The following is a 19,059-nucleotide window of genomic DNA, read 5'->3' on the forward strand; positions in this document are numbered from 1 at the left end:
TGGTTTCAATTGTAACGGATTAGCCGGGCGCTCCGCTGGCGTCGCGCCCGTCCCGCTCCGGCCGCGATTGTCGCCCGGGCGGGCCCGCCGCCGCCGCCCTGGCCGCAGGGCATCGGCGCTGTCCTTTTCGAATCAATCACTTGCGATAAACCGAAAAAAAGTTCGCCGGGCCGTGATGGGACCGCGCCCCTTTCGCCGGTTGTTTGGATCAAGCGCGGCGTGGTCACGCCCGGGTCCACCGGGGCAGGCCCAGCCGATGCGGCGGACCGCGCGTCCGCCGCGGCGGTTGAGGGCACGTCCCTCTGCGACCGCGTGAACCCAACCGACAAGGAGTCTTCTCATGAAATCGCAGTCTTCCGCTTCCCTGTTCGCTCTGCGCTCGCTGCCGGCCGCGCTGCTGCTCGCCCTGGGCGCCGCCGGCGGCGTCCAGGCCCAGGCCCTGAACGTCACCGTGTTCAACCCGCTCGAGTCCGGCAAGGTCGTGCTCGAACCGATCGGCCCGGCCAAGGTCGGCGGCGTCATGCAGGGCCGCATCTCGATGGGCATGACCCTGCGCAACAACGACACGATGCCGCTCAAGGTCGTCAAGGTCGAAATCCAGGACCAGATCGCCTCCAACTACCTGACCCCGGCCGAGATCGCCCCGGGCACCGAAATCGAGTTCTGGAACTGCCGCTGCAACTGGTACAACCCCGACGAGACCGCGCCCAAGATACCGAGCTCGTTTCCGATCGTGATCAACGCGCCCTACCCGGCCTCGGTCAAGATCGCGGTCTATCTGCAGGGCTACGCCAACCCGGTGGTGAAGACCCTGCCGCTGGCCACCACCACCAACCAGGGCGGTCCGCTCAACTACGCCGCCCGCGCCAACGACCTGCGCCCGAACGAAGCCTGGCAGACCTCCAGCAACCACCTCGGCAACACCCAGGCGTTCGGCCTGGACACCAGCGTCGCCGGCTGGAACGGCAGCGCCTGGGACGCCAAGCGCCCGGGCGCTACCTCGACCCAGACCGAAGGCCAGCGCGCCTACGGCCTGCCGGTGTACGCCATGACCGACGGCACCGTGTGCAGCGCCCTCAACGACTTGCCGGAGTGGAAGAACTTCCCGCGCGTGTCCGACGAACTGGAGCCCGCGCCGGTGTCGCCGAGCACCGGCAAATACTCCAGCGGCGGCAACTTCCTCAACCTCAAGAACGGCAACGAGATCACCCTGTACGCGCATCTGCAGCCCGGTTCGATCCCGGCCGAACTGCTGGTGCCCGGGGCGACGGTCAAGCGCGGCCAGTACCTGGGCAAGGTCGGCTACACCGGCGCCTCCAGCGGTCCGCACCTGCACGTGCACGTGAGCAAGGAAAGCGGCACAGCGTGCGTCGGCTTCGACAAGCGTCCGCGTCCGATGACCTTCGACGAGATCCAGAGCCTGACCCGGGGCGAAGCCACCACGATGGCGGGGCTGGGCAGCATGGACCCCAGCGACTGGACCGCACTGAGCAACCACTCCGCGCCGCATCCCTACAGCCTGATCTATCCCTCCAGCGCCGCATTTCCGTTCGACGCCGCGGAGAAGGATGAGAAGACCTTCATCGGCGTGTGGCGCCCGAGCAACGCGATCGAGATCCGGATCAACAAGCCCGGCTGGAGCAGCTTCGTCGCCAAGCGCAACGAACTGGTCGGCGACGGCTTCCGCCTGGAGAACATCGACACCTACCTCGAGAACGGCGACCGCCACTTCGTCGGCGTGTTCAAGCGCGCCAGCGGCGGCGGCGCGCTGTACAACGCGCCCAGCTGGGAGCAGTTCACCGCGGTGTGGAAGGAGCTCAGCGACGACGGCCAGCGCCTGGTCGACCTGACCACCTACCTCAGCGGCAGCGAACGCCACTACGTCGGCGTGTTCCGTCCGGGCACCGACCACGCCGGGCTGTGGAGCCACACCGGCTACAGCGCCTTCGCCAACCAGCGCGAGATCGCCGAAGGCCTGGGCCTGCGCCTGATCGACATGGAAAGCTTCGACCTCGGCAACGGCCAGCGCCAGTATGTCGGCGTGTACCGGGCCGGCAGCGACAACACCGAGCTGGCGCGCTCGGCGTCCTGGAGCGAGTTCGTCGCCAAGTGGAAGGAGCTGTCCGCCGCCGGCCAGCGCCTGATCGACGTCGACAGCTTCGTCGAAGCCGGGGTGCGCAACTACGTCGGCGTGTACCGCGCCGGCGGCGGCGTCAGCGCGCTGGAAGCGGTCAAGGGCTGGCAGGGGCTGTTCCAGTCGTCGGAGAAGTACGCGACCCAGAACCTGCGCCTGGTGGACGTGCAGGCGATCGAGTAAGCCCGGATCGATGCGTCAACGCGAAACGCCGCCCGCGAGGGCGGCGTTTCGTCGTTTCGGCGACGGCGCATGCGCAGCCGGCACGATGCGTCGGCCCGGCCGGCGCGCGTCGCTGCCGGACCGACTCAGCGCGCGGCGAGGCCTGCGGCCTTTACCGCGCGCTCCAGCGCATCGACCCGCCGCAGCAATGGCGCGTCGCGGTGCAGTTCCTTGCGCAGCACCGGCGCGGCGGCATCGAACTGCGCCAACGCCGCCGCGCGATCGCCGCGCGCCAGCAGCGATTCGGCGTACGGAACCCGCGCCTTGGCGGTGAGGATCTGCGCCTCGCCGTGGTTCCGCGCGCTATCGGCCACCACCTGCGCCCAGCCGGACACCGCGCGTTCGCGCTCGCCGCGGCGTTGCGCCAGCTCCGCGCGCAGCGCCGGGATCCGCGCCAGCAGGAGATCGTTGTATTCGCCGCGGCCGAGGTCGATCGCATCCAATCCGGTCGCCGCTTCGTCGAGGCGGCCGCTGCTGAGCAGCCATTCGATCCGGACCAGGTCGGCGATCAGCACCCCGACCCGATCGTCGGCGTAGCGCTCGCGCCACAGCGCGAACGCGCGCTCGACCAGCGGCCGCGCCTCCTCGCCGCGGCCGGCGCGCGCGAGCAACCGGCCCAGATAGCTTTCCACCCGCAACACGCGCCGCTCCCGAGGATCCAGGTGCTCGCGCCGGATCGACAGCGCCTCGCGCCACAGCCGTTCGGCTTCGCCGACGTCGCCGCGCTCGTCGGCGAGCGTGGCGGTATTGTGCAGCACCCGCGCATAGTCCAGGCTGCGCGCGCCGGCCACCTTCGCCATGATCGCCAGCGCGACGCGGTAATGATCGCCGGCGATGCGGTAATCGCCCATGTCCTGGGCGGCGTCGGCGATGTCGACGTGGATGTTGGCGACCATGTCGCTCTGCTCGCCGTACAGGTCTCGCGCCAGGCCGAGGTTGTCGGCCAGTTCGCGCCGGGTCTCGGCGAGCCGGCCCTGGCCGAACAGCACCTTCGCCAGGTAGAACTGCTGCACCTGAGCGGCGACGCTGTGCGCGCCGCCGGCGCGGGCCAGATCCAGGGCTTCGCGGAACGCGGCCTCGGCGCGCCCGAGTTCGCCGCGGCGGCGGTACAACTGGCCGAGATTGCCCAGCATCGCCGCGCGCTCCTGCGGCGACTCCCGTATCGCGTGCCTGCGCCGCAACGCCTGCGATTGCGCGAACGCGGCCGCGGCCAGGTCGTAGCGGCTGTCGGCGACGCGGGCCAGGCCGAGCGCGTCGTAAGCCTCGGCCAGCCCGCGCGCGTCGGCCTGGCCCTGGCGCAGCGCCAGCGCGCGCTGCGCGGCCGCCACCGCCTGGGCGCCGTACTGGCGCTCGCTGAGCGAACGCGACAGGTCCAGCAGGGCCTGCGCCGCGCGCTCGGGCTGCGCCACCGCCGGGTCGAGGAACTCGCGCGCGGCGCGATCGAGCAGGGCTTCCGCACGCTGCGGCTGGCCCAGATTGCGGTAGGCGCGGCCCAGCACCGCGCGCAGGCGGGCGCGGATCGCCGGGGTCTCGTCCAGGCCGTGCTCGATGCGCGCGGCCGAGGCGTCGAGCACCTGGCGCGCGCTGACGTCCTGGCGCGCACGCGCGCCACGCATGCTCGGGTCGGCGGCGTCGAACGCCGAGACCAGGAATTCGCCGACCTGTTCGGCCACCGCCGCTTCGCGTTCGGCGCGCGCGCGCTCGGCGCTGACCTGCCAGACGAAACCGGCCGCCAGCGCCAGCACGGCCGCGGTCGCCGTGGCTTCGCGCCAGTGCCGGCGCAGGTACCGGCTAAAGCTATAGCGCCAACTCGGCGCGCGCGCCGACACCGGGCGCCGGCGCTGGTGGCGCAGGAGATCCTGGGCCAGCGCTTCGACCGAGGAGTAGCGCAAGCGCGGGTCCAGCGCACAGGCGCGCTGGGCGATGGCGTCGAGATCGCCGCGCAACTTGCCACGCCACGGGCACTGCGGCGAAGCCAGCGCGCTCGGCGCCGGCACCGCCCGCTCGCGGTCGCCGACGCCGCGGCCGAGCGTGCGGCAGGCCAACAGTTCGGTCAGCAGCACGCCGAGCGCGAACACGTCGCTGACCACGCTGCCCCGCGCGCCGCCGAGCAGTTCCGGGCTGGCATAAGCCGGCGTGCAGAACGCATTGCCCTGCTCCGGATCGCCCTGCTGCCGATCCAGCGCCTGGGCGATGCCGAAATCCAGCAGCACCGGCTCGCCGTCCTCGGCCACCAGCACGTTGGCCGGCTTCAGGTCGCAGTGCACGATCAGGCGTTGGTGCGCGCTTTGCACCGCGCCGCAGATGCGCTCGAACAGGCGCAGGCGTTGCTCGAGGCCGGGCCGGCAGCGTTCGCAGTAGTCGTCCAGCGGCTCGCCCTGCACGTACTCCATGACCAGGTACGGCTGGCCGCAGGGCGTGGTGCCGCCGTCGTAGAGTCGGGCGATGTTGGGATGCTGCAGTTCGGCCAGCAGCTGCCGCTCCGCGGCCAGGCGGCGGGCGAATTCGTCGCGATCGATCCCGATCCGGTAGCGGCCGTCGCCGCGCAGCAGCTTGATCGCGGCTTGCTGGCGGAACAGGCCGTCGGCGCGTTCGGCCACGAACACCGTGCCCATGCCGCCGCTGGCGACGCGTTCGACCAGCAGCCAGGCGCCGAGCCGGTCTCCGGCGCGCGGCTCGGGCGCTCCGTCCTGCTCCGTCGCGTCGCCGCCGGCGGCCAACAACGCTTCCAGCGGCCGCGCCACCGCGCCCAGTTCGTCGGTCTGCGCGCCGAGCAGTTGCAGCGCCTCGTCGATCAAGGCCGGATCCTCGCTCAACCCGGCCAGCGTCTCGCGCCAACGCTGCGGCGGCAGGTCGCAGGCCGCGTCGAACAAACGCCGCAACTCCCGCCAACGCTCCGTCTGCATGCACTCTCCTGCGCCGCGCGCGCGGCCGCTCAGCTCAGTTGCCGGCTCAACCAGGCGCGGGCGAAGCGCAGGTCGCGCTCGACCGTGGGCAGCGAAACCTCCAGCACGCAGGCGATCTCGCCCTGGGCCATGCCGCCGAAGTAGGCCATCTCCACCGCGCGCGCCGCGCGCGGATCGTGTTCGGACAAACGTTGCAGCGCCTCGTGCAAGGCCAGCACGTCCAGCCCGGCGGTGGCGCCGCCGTCGAGGTCGGCGTGCGACAGGGTCAGCATCAGCGGGTCGGCGCCGCGCTTGTCGGCGGCGCGCGCGCGCGCTTCGTCGACCAGCACCGAACGCATCTTCAATGCGGCCAGGGCGAAGAAATGCGCGCGGTCCTGCCAGTCGATCTCGCCGCCGAGCAGCCGCATCAGGGCTTCGTTGACCAACGAGGTGACCTGCAGCGTGCGCCCGCCGCCGCGCGCGCGCAGCCGCGCCGCGGCCATTCCGCGCAGGGTGTCGTAGACCTGCACGAACAGGCGATCGCGCGCGACCGCATCGCCCGCGCGCCAGCCGTGCAGCAAACCGGTCAGATCCTCGCCCATCCGCGTCCCCCGACGCCGTTCCCCGCGCCCGAGACGGACGCGCACCGAGCATCGCCCAGTCGGCCTGCGCGCCGACGCGACCGGCGCCACGATTTCGCATCCGCCGTCGCGCGGCGGCGGCGCGCGGCAACCGCCGCATCGCGCGTCGTCCGCCGGCGGCGCAGCGTTTACAGTCTCCGGCTGGCTCCGATGCCGCCTCGACGGCGCGGGCCGTCCGCTCGAACCGACCCGACGAACCACGCCATGACCGAACTGCGCCCGCTCGCCCCCGCCGACCGCGACCTGGTCCGGCGCTTCCTCGCCCTGCGCTGGGGCAGCGCCACGGTCATGCTCGACGGCCGCGCTATCGACGCCGCGGCCCTGCCCGGCTACATCGGCCTCGACGGCAACGGCGTCGCCGCGCTGGCGACCCTGCTCGACGAAGCCGGGCACAGCGAAATCGTCACCCTCGACGCCGTGCGGCCCCAGTCCGGCCTCGGCACCGCGCTGGTCGAGCTGGCCGCGCAACGCGCCCGCGCGCTCGGCCTGGGCCGGTTGCTGGCCCGCACCACCAACGACAACCTCGACGCGCTGCGCTTCTACCAGCGCCGCGGTTTCCGCCTGCACCGGCTGGCGCCGGGAGCGATCGATCGCGAGCGCGAAGCCGACCCGGCGATCCCGCTGCTCGGCCGCCACGGCATTCCGCTGCGCGACGAGATCAGCCTGATCCGGCCGCTGGGCTGAGGCGCGGGCCCGCCGCGGGGCTGGCGGACCTGCGATCGGAACTGCGATCGGAACTGCGGACCGGAATCCCCCGCCGTGCCGGCGCCGCGTTCAGAAAAACCTTCGGCCAACAAAAAACCCGCCGTGAGGCGGGTTCTTCGTTGCGGCTACGCTGCGCTGCGCGCGACCGGCTTTTGTTTGGCAGCCCCGGATGGATTCGAACCACCGAATGTCTGAGTCAGAGTCAGATGCCTTACCGCTTGGCGACGGGGCTATAAAACGGATTCTAGCGCAAAAATTCGCGACTGCAAAAGCTTGAAGCCGCGAATTCGGCAGTAATCGAAGATTAGCGCTTCGAGAACTGGGTGGCGCGACGCGCCTTGTGCAGACCGACCTTCTTACGCTCGACTTCGCGGGCGTCGCGGGTCATGAAGCCGGCCTTGCGCAGCTCGGACTTCAGGGTTTCGTCGTACTCGACCAGCGCGCGGGCGATGCCCAGGCGGATCGCACCGGCCTGGCCGGTGATGCCGCCGCCGGCGACGGTGACGGTGACGTCGAACTTGTCGGTCGACTGGGTCAGCTCGAGCGGCTGGCGCACGATCATGCGCGCGGTCTCGCGGCCGAAGAAGTCTTCGATCGAACGCTGGTTGATGGTGATCTTGCCCTCGCCCTTGCGCAGGAACACGCGAGCGGTGGAGGACTTGCGGCGGCCGGTGCCGTAGTTCTGCTGGATAGCCATGTTCGTATCTTTACCTTAGATGTCCAACGGCTGCGGCTGCTGGGCGGCGTGCGGATGCTCGGAGCCCTTGTAGACCTTGAGCTTGCGATACATGGCGCGGCCCAGCGGGTTCTTCGGCAGCATGCCCTTCACGCCGATCTCGATCACGCGCTCCGGGTGGCGCTCCAGCGCCTGGCCCAGGGTTTCGCTCTTCAGGTTGCCGATGTAACCGGTGAACCGGTGGTACATCTTGTCCTGCAGCTTGTTGCCGGTGACCGCGATCTTCTCGGCGTTGATCACCACCAGGTAATCGCCGGTATCCACGTGCGGGGTGTAGACAGGCTTGTGCTTGCCGCGCAGGCGGCGCGCGAGTTCCGAGCACAAGCGGCCGAGCGTCTTGCCCGACGCGTCGACGACGTACCAGTCGCGCTGGACGGTCTCGTTCTTGGCGGTAAAAGTCTTCATTGAGAATTCTGCTGTGGGTGACTGGTCGGGCTGATTCCGGACGCCGGCCGCGTGGCCTGGGCGGGCGGAATTTCGCCTCGCGTTGGAAAGGTGGAGCGAAAGAGGCGAGATCATAGCGGTCCCGCCCCGCCGCCGCAAGTCGGCCCGGCCCGGTGCTAGCATTCGCCGATGCCCGCCGCCCGCCCGCCGACCCCGGACCCGTTGCCGCTGGTCGCCCTGGCCGACCGCTGCGTGCAGTGCGGGCTGTGCCTGCCGGCCTGCCCGACCTACGGCCGCGACCGGCTCGAGGCCGAGTCCCCGCGCGGCCGGATCGCCCTGGCGCGGGCCTTGGCCCTGGCCACCATACCCCCGACCGGGGTCGCCGACACCCACCTGGACCACTGCCTGGGCTGCCGCAGCTGCGAGGCGGTGTGTCCGGCCGGGGTCGACTACGGCGCCCTGCTGGTTGCCGCGCGCAGCCGCCAGCGCCAACGCCGGCCGCCGCCGTGGCGGCAGCGCCTGATCGAGGCTTTGGCGCGGCGGCCGCGCCTGCTCGGCGCCGCCCTGGGCCTGTATCGCCTGGCGCACCCCGCCCTGCCGGTCGCCTGGCGGCCGCTACCGCAGCCGCCGGCACGGCCGAGGACCGCGCCCGGCGCACCTGCGCGGGTGCCCGAGGCCCGCGCCGCGGTGTTCGTGGGCTGCGTCGCAGGGGCCTACGAGCGGCCGCTGCGCGAGGCCCTGGCGCGCCTGGCGGGGGCCGCGGGCCTGGCCCTGGACACGCCCGCCGGCCAGGGCTGCTGCGGCGCCCTGCACGCCCATGCCGGCGACCCGGCCGGGGCGGCCGCGCTGGCCGCGGCCAATCGCGCCGCCTTCGCCGGCCACGCCACCGTGCTGACCCTGGCCAGCGGCTGCCACGAATCGGTGGCGCGATCGGTGGCCGGCGTCCGCGACGCGCTGGAGGTGCTGGCCGAGCGCGGCGAGCGCCTGCGCTTCCGCCCCACCGCGCAGCGCGTGGCCCTGCACCTGCCCTGCAGCCAGCGCAACCTGTCGCGTTCGGCGCCGGCGCTGCGCCGCCTGCTGGCGCGGGTGCCGCAACTGCAGGTGGTCGAACTCGACGCCGGCTACGGCTGCTGCGGCGCCTCCGGCAGCCAGATGTTGACCGACCCGGCGCGCGCCGCCGACTTCCGCGCGCCGCTGCTGGAACAGTTCGCGAGCAGCGGCGCGACGGTCTTGCTCAGCGCCAATATCGGCTGCCGCCTGCACCTGGCCGGCGGCACCGCGTTGCCGGTGCGGCATCCGCTGGAGTTTTTGGCGGAGCATCTGGACGAGGAGCGGCCGGCGTAGCCGCCGCTCCCGCCGCTGCCCGATCCATCCCCCGCCGCGCCCGCGAAGGCGGCTTCGCTTCACTTCGGCGTAGCCGACCACCCAGGGCCTCACCGAGGCAGGGCGCTGAAGTCTCTGGATCCCCGCTTTCGCGGGGATGACGGCTGGGGAGCGCGCGCCGAAACCTTCTCCCGCCGTCGTTCCCGTGCAGGCGGGCTCCGCCTCATTTCGGCGCGGCCACTACCCAGGACTTCACCGGAGCAGCGCTTCGAATAGCCGCTGCGCCGGAACAACCACCGGACCGCCCCCGCGCCCCGGACGATTTGTCCACCCGTCTGGCCCGCAACCCTTCCGCGCGCGCCGTAGAATCGGCCCATGACGACTCGCAGCCTCAGCCCCCTGGACCGCGCGCTGGCCGAAGCGCAGCGCGCCCTGGACACCGTGTTCGGCGCACCCGCGGCCGAGCGCCCCAACCCCGCCGGCAGCACCGCCGAGCTGGTGCTGGAAGCGGACGAGCGCCGCCATTCGGCCGGGCTGATGCGGATCAACCACGTCGGCGAGGTCTGCGCCCAGGCGCTGTACTGCGGCCAGGCCGCGGTCGCCCGCGACGAGGCCACCCGCGAGCACCTGCTGCACGCCGCGCAGGAAGAAACCGATCACCTGGCCTGGTGCGCCGACCGCCTGCGCGAGCTCGACAGCCGCCCCAGCCTGCTCAACCCGCTGTGGTATGCCGGCAGCTTCGCCATCGGCGCCCTCGCCGGCCTGCGCGGCGACGGCTGGAACCTCGGCTTCGTGGTCGAGACCGAGCGCCAGGTCGAGGCCCACATCGACGAACACCTGCAATCGCTGCCCGAAGCCGACCAGCGCAGCCGGGCGATCCTGCGCACCATGAAGGCCGACGAGGCCCGCCATGCCGAGAACGCCGAAGCCGCCGGCGCGCGCATCCTGCCGATGCCGGTGCCGGCGCTGATGGCGGCGGCGTCGAAGCTGATGAAGACGGTCGCTTACAAGATCTGAACGGCCGGGATTCGGGATCGGGGATTCGGGATTGGCCTAAGCCTCGCCCCACCCGAAAGCTTCGCCCCCACCCGGAGCCTTCCCCCCTTTGAAAAAGGGGGGCCAGGGGGGATTTGCTTTTCGCCCCACCTCCCCAGCCGCCGCCCCCACAAACGCGAAGCCCGCCTTTCGGCGGGCTTCGGCGTTGCGGCGCAGCAACCGGCTCAGTCGGCCAGGTTGCGGCCGTGGTAGAGCTCTTCGATCTCGCGGCGCAGGCGCGCCTCGATCTTCATCCGTTCCTTGAACGACAGGTTCTTGGCCTTTTCCTCGAACAGGTAGGTGTCGAGGTCGAACTCCTTCAGGTGCATCTTGGTGTGGAAGATGTTTTCCTGATAGACGTTCACGTCGAGCATTTCGTAGCGCGACTTGATGTTCTTGGCCAGATAATCCTGAATCGAATTGATCTTGTGATCGATGTAGTGCTTCTTGCCCTTGATGTCGCGGGTGAAACCGCGCACCCGGTAATCCATCACCACGATGTCGGATTCGAAGCTCTCGATCAGGTAATTCAGCGCCTTCAGCGGCGAAATCACCCCGCAGGTGGCGACGTCGATGTCGGCGCGGAAAGTCGCGATGCCGCTGTCCGGATGGGTTTCCGGATAGGTGTGCACGGTGATGTGCGACTTGTCCATGTGCGCGACCACGGCGTCGGAGATGATCTCCTTGCCGGCCGCCTTCTTGTCGATCACCGGTTCCTCGGAAATGAGGATGGTGACCGACGCGCCCTGCGGGTCGTAGTCCTGGCGGGCGATGTTGAGGATGTTCGCGCCGATGATTTCCGCCACATCCGTCAGGATCTGGGTGAGGCGGTCGGCGTTGTACGCCTCGTCGATGTATTCGATATAGCGCCTGCGCTCGTCTTCCGAGGCAGCGAAGCAGACATCGTAGATATTGAACGAGAGGGCCTTGGTGAGGTTGTTGAAACCCTGCAACCGCAGGCGCGGCAACGGCTTGACCACTGTAGGAGGATCCGGACGGACGGCGAGGGCCGCGATTATGAGGCAATTGGCCTCGGGGGGAAACGCACCGCGTTTTTGGGCGCGGTCGATTACAAAAGCGTGACCGCTTCTGCGCTTCCATCATCGCTCTCTATCGGACCGGGATTTTCAGGGGCAGGATTTGCCCCAGCGGCCGGATCGCCCTAAGCTCGGCCGACAGACGAAGCCCATTCCCAATGTCCGCCAACCCGGTAGCTCCCTTGACCGCACTGCGCCGAACCAACAGCCCGTTGTTGCCTGACGGCGCAACGATCGAACGTTTCCTGGCCCACTGCCATCGCTGCCGCTACCCGTCCCGTACGGACGTGTTCCGCCCCGGCGACCCGGCCAGCACCCTCTATTACGTCGTCTCCGGCTCGGTCAGCATCATCACCGAAGAAGAGGACGGCCGCGAACTGGTCCTGGGCTATTTCGGCCAGGGCGAATTCGTGGGCGAACTCGGCCTGTTCATCGAGAGCGACCATCGCGAGGTGATCCTGCGGACCCGCAGCACCTGCGAGCTCGCCGAGATCGGCCACGAGCGCCTCTACGACCTGCTGCTGACCCGGCTGTCGCTGGACGCGCCCAAGCTGCTGTACGCGATCGGCGCGCAGATTTCCCGGCGCCTGCTCGATACCAGCCGCAAGGCCGGCCGCCTGGCCTTCCTCGACGTGACCGACCGCATCGTGCGCGCCCTGCACGACCTGGCCAAGGAACCCGAGGCCATGAGCCACCCGCAGGGCACCCAGTTGCGCGTGTCCCGCCAGGAGCTGTCGCGTCTGGTCGGCTGCTCGCGCGAAATGGCCGGCCGCGTGCTGAAGAAGCTGCAGGCCGACGGCAAGCTCCACGCCCGCGGCAAGACCGTCGTCCTGTACGGGACCCGCTAAGTCCCGATGGGACGAGTCGCATCGTCCGCCGAGACCGCACCCCGGGTGCGGCTCGCGGAACTGGGCGACGCCAGCGACGTGGCCGAGCTGCTGAGCCAGCTCGGCTACCCCTGCACCCGCGACGAAGCAGCCGAGCGCATCGCCGTGCTGCGCGAAGACCCGCGCCATTACCTCCTGCTGGCCGAGCTCGACGGCCACGCCTGCGGCCTGATCGCCAGCCACACCCGCTATTCGCTGACCCACGGCGCCGACCTGACCCGGATCACCGCGCTGGTGGTGGCCCGCTCCTGCTATCGCCAGGGCATCGGCCGGCTGCTGCTGCGCGAGGTCGAGCGCCGCGCCCGCCGCGACGGGGTCAGCCGGATCGAAGTGACCAGCAACAGCGGCCGCCTGGAGGCCCACGAGTTCTACCGCCGTTGCGGCTATGCCGACGGCTCGGTGAAGTTCGTCAAAACCCTCGGCGATTGACCGGCGATAGATGGCGTTTATCGAAACGCCCCCAGCCCCGCTCCAAATCCCGCGGATCGACCGATCCGGCAAAGCCCGTCCGCACCGTCTCGAAAGCTGAACAGGCTTTCCGCGCCCGTCATGCGCGCGCCGGCGCGGTCGATTTCTTGTTAAGTCCGGCTCAGATCTGCACCGGGCCGGCCGGATCGCCGGCGCGGTCGGGGCAGCCCCAATTGAGGATCGGCGTGCCCGGCGGCAACACCCGGCGGAACATCTCGACCCGTCCGGCCTTGGGGTTGACCACCACCGGCGCGCGCGCCGCCTTCAGCAACGGCAGGTCGGCGCTGCTGTCGGAGTAAGCGATCTCGACCGGGGCGTCGAAACCGACCTCGCGCAGCATGGTCATCTTCATTTCCGAATGGCAGTGGCGGCGCGCGGCCAGCGCGCCCAGGCGCGGGCCGACCAGGGTCCCGACCACCGGCACGTCCTCGTGGGCGACGAAGGCCAGGATCGCCCGCGCCAGCTCCGGCGGTGCGCCGGTCGCGACCACCACCCGGTCGCCCTGCACCCGGTGCCGGTGCAGCACGTCCAGGGCGATCGGCAGCAACCGCGCGCGGATCTGCTCGGTGTGCAGGGCCACGTAGCGGTCGATCATCGCGTCCAGGCTGCGCACCCGGCTCAGGCCGACCGTGCCGATCCAGACGAAGGCGGAAATGCCGCGCCGCCGGGTCGGCAGCCAGGCCACCATCGGCCCGGCCACCGGCGCGATCAGCAGCGCCAGCAGCATCCGCCACCACGAGCGCTTGATCAGCCAGGCGAACAGGTGACTGCCGGAATCGCCGTCGTAGAGGGTGTGGTCGAAGTCGAACACCACCAGCGGCGCGCCCTCGCGCACCGGCGGAAAGTGCGCGGGCCGGACCGCGCTCACGCCGCGAACAGCCGCTGCAGCGCCGCGCCCGGGTCGCGTTCGCGCATGAAGCTTTCGCCGACCAGGAACGTCTCGATGCCGGCCGCGCGCATGCGCGCGACGTCGGCCGGGGTGGCGATGCCGCTTTCGGTGACCAGGGTGCGGTCCGGCGGCACCGCGCTGCGCAATTCCAGGCTGGTGTCGAGCGAGACCTGGAAGGTGCGCAGGTTGCGGTTGTTGACCCCGATCAGCTCGCAATCGGTCTGCAGCGCGCGTTCGAGCTCGTCGATGTCGTGCACTTCCACCAGCACGTCCATGCCCAGCTCCATCGCCAGCCCGGCCATCTCGATCATCGGCCCGTCCTCGAGCGCGGCGACGATCAGCAGGATCGCGTCGGCGCCGATCAGCCGCGCCTCGTAGATCTGGTAAGGATCGACGGTGAAATCCTTGCGCAGCACCGGCAGCGCGCAGGCTTCGCGCGCCTCGCCGAGGTAGGCGTTGCTGCCCTGGAAGAAATCGACGTCGGTCAGCACCGACAGGCAGGCCGCGCCGCCGGCCTCGTAGCTGCGGGCGATCTGCGCAGGCTTGAAGTCGGCGCGGATCAGGCCCTTGGACGGGCTGGCCTTCTTGACCTCGGCGATCACCGCGGCCGCGCCTTCGGCGTGCTTGCGCTTGATCGCATCGACGAAGCCGCGGGTCGGCAGCTGCATCGCCTGCGCGCGCGCGCGCACGTCGACCAGCGGACGCACCCGGCTGCGCTGTTCGATCTCTTCGCGCTTGCGCGCCAGGATGGTGTTGAGGATGTCGCTCATGCCCTGCTCTTGCTCCCGTACGCGCGCTCGACCTTGGCCACGCGCAATTCGAAATGGTCGTACCAATGCTCGCGCCCGTAGGCGCGGGTGGCGGCGTGCTCGGCCTGGCGCTTCCAGGCCGCGATGGCCGCCTCGTCGGCCCAATAGCTTACGGTGATGCCGTAGCCGTCGTCGCCGCGCACCGACTCGACGCCGAGGAAGCCCGGCTGCTGCGCGGCCAGTTCGACCATGCGCTGCGCGGCCTGGCCGTAGCCGGGGTCGTCCTCGCCGTTGCGTTGCGAGCTGAAGATCACCGCGTAGTACGGCGGGCTGGGCAGTTTGGCGAAGCTGGCGCTCATGCTGGCTCCTGGGGGTTCAGGGGTAAAGCGAAGGCAAGGGCAAGGGCAAATCCCCCCTGCCCCCCTTTGCAAAGGGGGGAACGGCAAAGGCGGCGACTTGAGCGAGACGGCGCTTGCGCGATGCGGCGCTTGCGCGACTCGTCCCCCGTTGCGACGCAACGGTTCCCCCCTTTGCAAAAGGGGGGTTAGGGGGGATTTGCTCTGGCCGACCGCCATCACGCCCCCGCCAACTCCCGAGTCAGCGCCACGAACTCGTCCAACTTGGCCCGTGCCGCGCCCGAGGCGATCGCCTGGCGCGCCAGGACGATGCCTTCGGCGATGCTTTCGCTCTTGCCGGCCGCGTACAGCGCCGCGCCGGAGTTCAGCGCGACGATCTCGCGCGGCAGGCCGTCGCGGTTCTCCAGCGCCTGCAGCAGCAACACCCTGGACTCGGCCGCGTCGGCCACGCGCAGGTTGCGGCTGGCGGCCATGGCGATGCCGAAATCCTCCGGGTGCACTTCGTACTCGCGCACCTCGCCGTCGCGCAGTTCGCCGACCAGGGTGCCGGCGCCGAGCGAGAGCTCGTCCATGCCGTCGCGGCCCCACACCACCAGCGCGCGCTGCGCGCCCATCTCCTGCAGCACGCGCACCTGGATGCCGACCAGGTCGGGATGGAACACGCCCATCAGGATGCTCGGCGCGCCGGCCGGATTGGTCAGCGGGCCGAGAATATTGAACAAGGTGCGCACGCCCATCTCGCGCCGCACCGGCGCCACCACCTTCATCGCCGGGTGGTGCACCGGCGCGAACATGAAGCCGATCCCGGCGCGCTCGATGCACTGCCCGACCTGCTCGGGCTGCAGCTCGATCGCCGCGCCCAACGCCTCGAGCACGTCGGCGCTGCCGGACTTGGACGAGACGCTGCGGTTGCCGTGCTTGGCGACCTTGGCCCCGGCCGCGGCGACCACGAACATGCTGGCGGTGGAAATGTTGAAGGTGTGCGCGCCGTCGCCGCCGGTGCCGACGATGTCGACCAGGTGGCTGCGGTCGGCGACCTCGACCGGACGGGCGAACTCGCGCAGCACGGTGGCCGCGCCGGCGATCTCGCCGACGGTTTCCTTCTTCACCCGCAAGCCGGTCAGGATCGCCGCGGTCATGGTCGGCGAGACTTCGCCGCGCATGATCGTGCGCATCAGCTCGACCATTTCGTCGTGGAAGATTTCGCGGTGCTCGATGGTGCGCTGCAGGGCTTCTTGCGGGGTCAGGGGCATGGGATCGGGGCCTGATGGATAGACGGGACGGGCTCGGCGCTGCGGGGCAGGATCAGCCTCGCCATCGCCGCCGGCCGCGTCCGTGGCGCAGGTCGCGCAGCGAACACCGCAGCCGCGCGCTCATCGCTGCAGGAAATTGCGCAGCAGGGCGTGGCCGTGCTCGGTCTTGATCGACTCGGGGTGGAACTGCACGCCCTCGACCGGATGCTCGCGGTGGCGCAGGCCCATGATCTCCTCGAAGCCGCCGTCGTCGAATTCGGTCCAGGCGGTGACCTCCAGGCAGTCCGGCAGGCTTTCGCGCTCGACCACCAGCGAGTGGTAGCGGGTCGCCTCGTAGCCGTCCGGCAGGCCGGCGAACACGCCCCGGCCCTGGTGCCGGATCGGCGAGGTCTTGCCGTGCATGATCCGCTTGGCCCGGATCACCTGGCCGCCGTAGGCCTGGCCCAGGCTCTGGTGGCCCAGGCACACGCCCAGGATCGGGGTGCTCGCGCCGAGCCGGCGAATCACCTCCAGCGATACCCCGGCCTGGTCCGGCGTGCACGGGCCGGGCGAGATCACGATCCGCTCCGGCGCCAGGCGCTCGATCTCGTCCACCGACAGCTCGTCGTTGCGGATCACCTGCACCGGCGCGCCCAGCGCCTGCAGGTACTGGACGAGGTTGTAGGTAAAGCTGTCGTAGTTGTCGATCATCAGGACGGACATGACGCGCCTCGAATGCGGAGGTTGCCGGGGTGCGGGCCGGCCAGGATGCCGGCGTCGGGTTGCGTCGGCTGCGACGCGACGCGGCCGCGTGCGGGCGCGAACGCCGGCGCACGCCCGCGCCGGCGCGAGGGCCGGTGGAGACGGGGTTTACGGGAAGCGATGCAGGCTCCGGCCGGCATGGGACCGGCGGGGCGGCGCGCGCAGGCGCGGCGGGGGGAATCAGCGTCCGGCGGGACGGGGGTCGTAGGCGGGGTCACGCAGCGAATCCTCGGAGGGCGGCAAAGCGGGGACGAAGGCGGCACGCCACCATCGCCAGCCCAGGCCGGCCCCTGCGGATTTCTGCGGAATTGCGCGAACGATCATGGCCCTACTGTAACCGCTAGGCTCGGGTCTGCGCGAGAGGCCCACCCCGCGCCGGCCCGACCGTACGGGGCCCACCGGGCCGACCGCGGCAGCACGGTCTCAATCCGCGCTCGCCAGACTCACCCGCACCCGCAACCCCGGCGCCTGATCCAACAGCGCGATGCGGCCGCCGTGGCGGTGCGCGATCGCCCGCACCAGGCTCATGCCCAGGCCGATGCCGGGCGAGCCGCGATGCGCCTCCAGGCGCTGGAAGCGGTCGAACACCCGCTCGCGGTCGGCGGCCGGGATGCCCGGGCCGCGGTCGCCGATCTCCAGCACGATCTCGTCGCGCTCGCGGCGCAGCGCGACCTCGACCTCGCTCGCCGGCGGCGCGTACTTGACCGCGTTGTCGAGCACGTTGACCAGCAGTTGGAACAACTGATCGGCGTCGCCGCGCACCCGCGCCTGCGCCGTCGCGGCGATGCGCAGCGCGATGCCGCGCTCGGCGGCGATCGGCGTGTACAGCTCGACCGCATCGGCGGCCAGCGCGGCCAGGTCCAGCGCCGGCTCGTCGTGGACCGGCGGCTGCGCCTCGATCCGCGCCAGCCGCAGCAGCGCGCCGAACGACTGCAGCAATTGGTCGGTCTCGGCGATGGCCGCGTCCAGGCGCGCGGCGGTATCGCCTTCGGCGCGCGCGCGCAGTTCTTCCAGGCGGTTGCGCAGCCGGGTCAGCGGCGTGCGCAGGTCGTGGGCGATGTGGTCGGTGGCGTGGCGCACGCCGCCGAGCAATTCCTCGATCCGGTCGAGCATGGCGTTGAAGCGGCGCGCGAGCCGGTCGAAAGCGTCGTCGCTGCCGTCCGGCGTGGCGCGCAGCGCGAGCTCGCCGCGGCCGACCCGCTCGGCGGTGTCGTCGAGATGGCGCAGCCGGCGCGAGACCCAGCGCGAGGTCAGCCAGCCGACCAGCGCGCCCAGGCTGGCCGCGACCAGCAGCGCCACCAGCGCGGTGCGCAGCATCAGCGCCAAGAACCGGTCCTGGCTGCGGGTGCGGGTGCCGGTCAGCAAGGTGCTGCCGTCGGGCAGGCGCTGCAGCTGCGCGACCACGCGCAGCTTGCCGTCGCCGCCCGGCTCGGCGAACTCGATCCAGCGCGCGCCGCGCCGATGGGTCGGCAGGCGCGGATAGTCGCCGACGATCATCCGCCCGTCGTGCGCGGTCAGGGCGTAGACCGCGTCGGGGTCTTCGTCGCTGGCGATGCGCTCGCGCAGTTCGCTCAGCAGCGCGGCGCGGCCGTCGTCGCGGTACAGCTCGACCAGGCCGGCGGCGTCGACCCGGACCAGTTCGCGCGCGTCCTGGGTCAGCAGCGCCGACACCGCGTAATGCACGCCGGCGCCGAGCAGGACGAAGGCGAGCAGGAAGGAGGCGGTCACCGCCAACGCCAGCCGCGCGCTGGTCGAACGCGGCCACGGCCGCCAACGGCTCATGCGCCGAGCCGGTAGCCGGCGCCGCGCACGGTGTGCAGCAGCGGCCGCGCGAAGCCCTGGTCGATCTTCTGCCGCAGCCGGCTGATATGCACGTCGATGACGTTGGTCTGCGGATCGAAGTGGTAGTCCCACACCGCCTCCAGCAGCATGGTCCGGGTCACCACGCGCTCGGCCTGGCGCATCAGGTATTCGAGCAGGCGGAATTCGCGCGGCTGCAGCTCGATGCGCTTGTCGCCGCGACGCGCCTCGCGGCTGAGCAGGTCCAGTTCCAGATCGGCCACCCGCAGCCGGGTCGGCTCGCTGCCGCCGGCCTGGCCGCGGCGGGCGATGCTGTCCAGCCGCGCCGACAGTTCGGCATAGGCGAAGGGCTTGACCAGGTAGTCGTCGGCGCCGGCGCGCAGGCCTTCGACGCGCTGGTCGATGTCGCCGAGCGCGGTCAACAACAGCACCGGCACGCGGTTGCCGGCGCCGCGCAGGGTCTGCAGCAGGGTCATGCCGTCCAGTCCGGGCAGCATGCGGTCGAGCACGATCGCGTCGAAGGGCTCGGTGGTGGCCAGGAACAGGCCGTCCTTGCCGTTGTCGGCATGGTCGACGGCGTGGCCGTCCTCGCGCAGCCCCTTGGCGATGAAACCGGCGGTGTGGGGGTCGTCTTCGACGATCAGGACGCGCATGCCGACTCCGGACTCGCGACGGCGCAACGGGGACGGCGACAGGATACGCCGCCGGCTTGCGGCCGCGACGTAAAACCGCCGCGGCGCAAAGGCGATGCCCCGCCGGCTCGGCCGGCGGGGCATCGGGCCCACGCCGACGATGCGTGGGGCTCGGGGGCTGG

At 70.9% G+C, this 19,059-nt stretch carries 18 protein-coding genes and 1 tRNA gene; 6 read left to right on the forward strand and 13 right to left on the reverse strand.

All coding sequences use genetic code 11. The annotated features are described in order from the left end of the window. The first annotated feature begins 340 nt into the window (after window positions 1–340). On the forward strand, window positions 341–2,317 hold the full coding sequence (locus K4L06_RS02395) for a M23 family metallopeptidase (protein WP_221669874.1): 1,977 nt from the start codon (window positions 341–343) through the stop codon (window positions 2,315–2,317). Between the two features lie 125 nt (window positions 2,318–2,442). On the opposite strand, the gene K4L06_RS02400 is transcribed toward K4L06_RS02395, so the two are convergent. After that, window positions 2,443–5,262: a tetratricopeptide repeat protein gene (locus K4L06_RS02400; protein ID WP_221669875.1), complete on the reverse strand. Its 2,820-nt coding sequence runs from the start codon at window positions 5,260–5,262 to the stop codon at window positions 2,443–2,445. A 29-nt stretch (window positions 5,263–5,291) separates the two neighbouring features. Next, window positions 5,292–5,843, reverse strand: a complete 552-nt coding sequence (locus K4L06_RS02405; RefSeq protein WP_221669876.1) for an ECF-type sigma factor — start codon at window positions 5,841–5,843, stop codon at window positions 5,292–5,294. Between the two features lie 243 nt (window positions 5,844–6,086). Here K4L06_RS02405 and K4L06_RS02410 point away from each other — a divergent pair, with 243 nt between their 5' ends. Further along, window positions 6,087–6,566, forward strand: a complete 480-nt coding sequence (locus tag K4L06_RS02410; protein ID WP_221669877.1) for a GNAT family N-acetyltransferase — start codon at window positions 6,087–6,089, stop codon at window positions 6,564–6,566. Between the two features lie 178 nt (window positions 6,567–6,744). Here K4L06_RS02410 and K4L06_RS02415 read toward each other — a convergent pair. From K4L06_RS02415 to rplM, 3 genes are all read right to left on the reverse strand, one after another. Next, a tRNA-Gln gene (locus K4L06_RS02415) sits at window positions 6,745–6,819 on the reverse strand. A gap of 72 nt (window positions 6,820–6,891) precedes the next feature. Then, entirely contained in the window at window positions 6,892–7,284 is a 393-nt protein-coding gene (gene rpsI, locus K4L06_RS02420; RefSeq protein WP_221669878.1) for a 30S ribosomal protein S9, read from the reverse strand. A gap of 15 nt (window positions 7,285–7,299) precedes the next feature. Further along, window positions 7,300–7,728 carry a 50S ribosomal protein L13 gene (rplM, locus tag K4L06_RS02425; RefSeq protein WP_064749136.1) on the reverse strand — a complete coding sequence of 143 codons (429 nt, stop codon included), beginning with the start codon at window positions 7,726–7,728 and terminating at the stop codon, window positions 7,300–7,302. A 168-nt stretch (window positions 7,729–7,896) separates the two neighbouring features. Here rplM and K4L06_RS02430 point away from each other — a divergent pair, with 168 nt between their 5' ends. After that, window positions 7,897–9,051, forward strand: a complete 1,155-nt coding sequence (locus K4L06_RS02430; protein WP_221669879.1) for a (Fe-S)-binding protein — start codon at window positions 7,897–7,899, stop codon at window positions 9,049–9,051. A 354-nt stretch (window positions 9,052–9,405) separates the two neighbouring features. Continuing rightward, window positions 9,406–10,047, forward strand: a complete 642-nt coding sequence (gene coq7 / locus K4L06_RS02435; protein WP_221669880.1) for a 2-polyprenyl-3-methyl-6-methoxy-1,4-benzoquinone monooxygenase — start codon at window positions 9,406–9,408, stop codon at window positions 10,045–10,047. 203 nt (window positions 10,048–10,250) lie between these two features. Here coq7 and speD read toward each other — a convergent pair whose 3' ends face one another. Continuing rightward, window positions 10,251–11,045 carry an adenosylmethionine decarboxylase gene (gene speD / locus K4L06_RS02440; RefSeq protein ID WP_064747203.1) on the reverse strand — a complete coding sequence of 265 codons (795 nt, stop codon included), beginning with the start codon at window positions 11,043–11,045 and terminating at the stop codon, window positions 10,251–10,253. Window positions 11,046–11,284: 239 nt separating this feature from the next. Between speD and crp the strand changes: the two genes are divergently transcribed. Both crp and K4L06_RS02450 read left to right on the forward strand, forming a co-directional pair. Next, complete coding sequence (gene crp, locus K4L06_RS02445; protein WP_255594942.1) at window positions 11,285–11,950, forward strand: cAMP-activated global transcriptional regulator CRP; 666 nt, start codon at window positions 11,285–11,287, stop codon at window positions 11,948–11,950. Between the two features lie 6 nt (window positions 11,951–11,956). Then, window positions 11,957–12,418, forward strand: a complete 462-nt coding sequence (locus K4L06_RS02450) for a global regulator CLP-associated N-acetyltransferase (RefSeq protein ID WP_221669882.1) — start codon at window positions 11,957–11,959, stop codon at window positions 12,416–12,418. 160 nt (window positions 12,419–12,578) lie between these two features. On the opposite strand, the gene K4L06_RS02455 is transcribed toward K4L06_RS02450, so the two are convergent. From K4L06_RS02455 to K4L06_RS02485, 7 genes are all read right to left on the reverse strand, one after another. After that, window positions 12,579–13,325 carry a haloacid dehalogenase-like hydrolase gene (locus tag K4L06_RS02455; RefSeq protein WP_221669883.1) on the reverse strand — a complete coding sequence of 249 codons (747 nt, stop codon included), beginning with the start codon at window positions 13,323–13,325 and terminating at the stop codon, window positions 12,579–12,581. Then, window positions 13,322–14,116 (reverse strand): indole-3-glycerol phosphate synthase TrpC, encoded by a 795-nt coding sequence (gene trpC / locus K4L06_RS02460; protein ID WP_221669884.1) that lies wholly within the window; start codon window positions 14,114–14,116, stop codon window positions 13,322–13,324. Before trpC ends, K4L06_RS02455 begins: the two co-directional genes overlap by 4 nt. Continuing rightward, window positions 14,113–14,454, reverse strand: a complete 342-nt coding sequence (locus tag K4L06_RS02465) for an antibiotic biosynthesis monooxygenase (protein ID WP_221669885.1) — start codon at window positions 14,452–14,454, stop codon at window positions 14,113–14,115. The genes trpC and K4L06_RS02465 overlap by 4 nt, the downstream gene beginning before the upstream one ends. 215 nt (window positions 14,455–14,669) lie before the next feature. After that, window positions 14,670–15,704, reverse strand: coding sequence for an anthranilate phosphoribosyltransferase (gene trpD, locus K4L06_RS02470; RefSeq protein WP_221669886.1), 1,035 nt, complete (start codon window positions 15,702–15,704; stop codon window positions 14,670–14,672). A 120-nt stretch (window positions 15,705–15,824) separates the two neighbouring features. Continuing rightward, a complete protein-coding gene (locus K4L06_RS02475; RefSeq protein WP_221669887.1) occupies window positions 15,825–16,406 on the reverse strand; it encodes an aminodeoxychorismate/anthranilate synthase component II in 582 nt (193 codons plus the stop codon). 462 nt (window positions 16,407–16,868) lie between these two features. Next, window positions 16,869–18,227, reverse strand: coding sequence for a HAMP domain-containing sensor histidine kinase (locus K4L06_RS02480; RefSeq protein ID WP_221669888.1), 1,359 nt, complete (start codon window positions 18,225–18,227; stop codon window positions 16,869–16,871). Next, window positions 18,224–18,898, reverse strand: coding sequence for a response regulator transcription factor (locus tag K4L06_RS02485; RefSeq protein ID WP_221669889.1), 675 nt, complete (start codon window positions 18,896–18,898; stop codon window positions 18,224–18,226). The genes K4L06_RS02480 and K4L06_RS02485 overlap by 4 nt, the downstream gene beginning before the upstream one ends. Window positions 18,899–19,059 lie beyond the last annotated feature (161 nt).

Source organism: Lysobacter sp. BMK333-48F3, assembly GCF_019733395.1.
GTDB lineage: Bacteria > Pseudomonadota > Gammaproteobacteria > Xanthomonadales > Xanthomonadaceae > Lysobacter.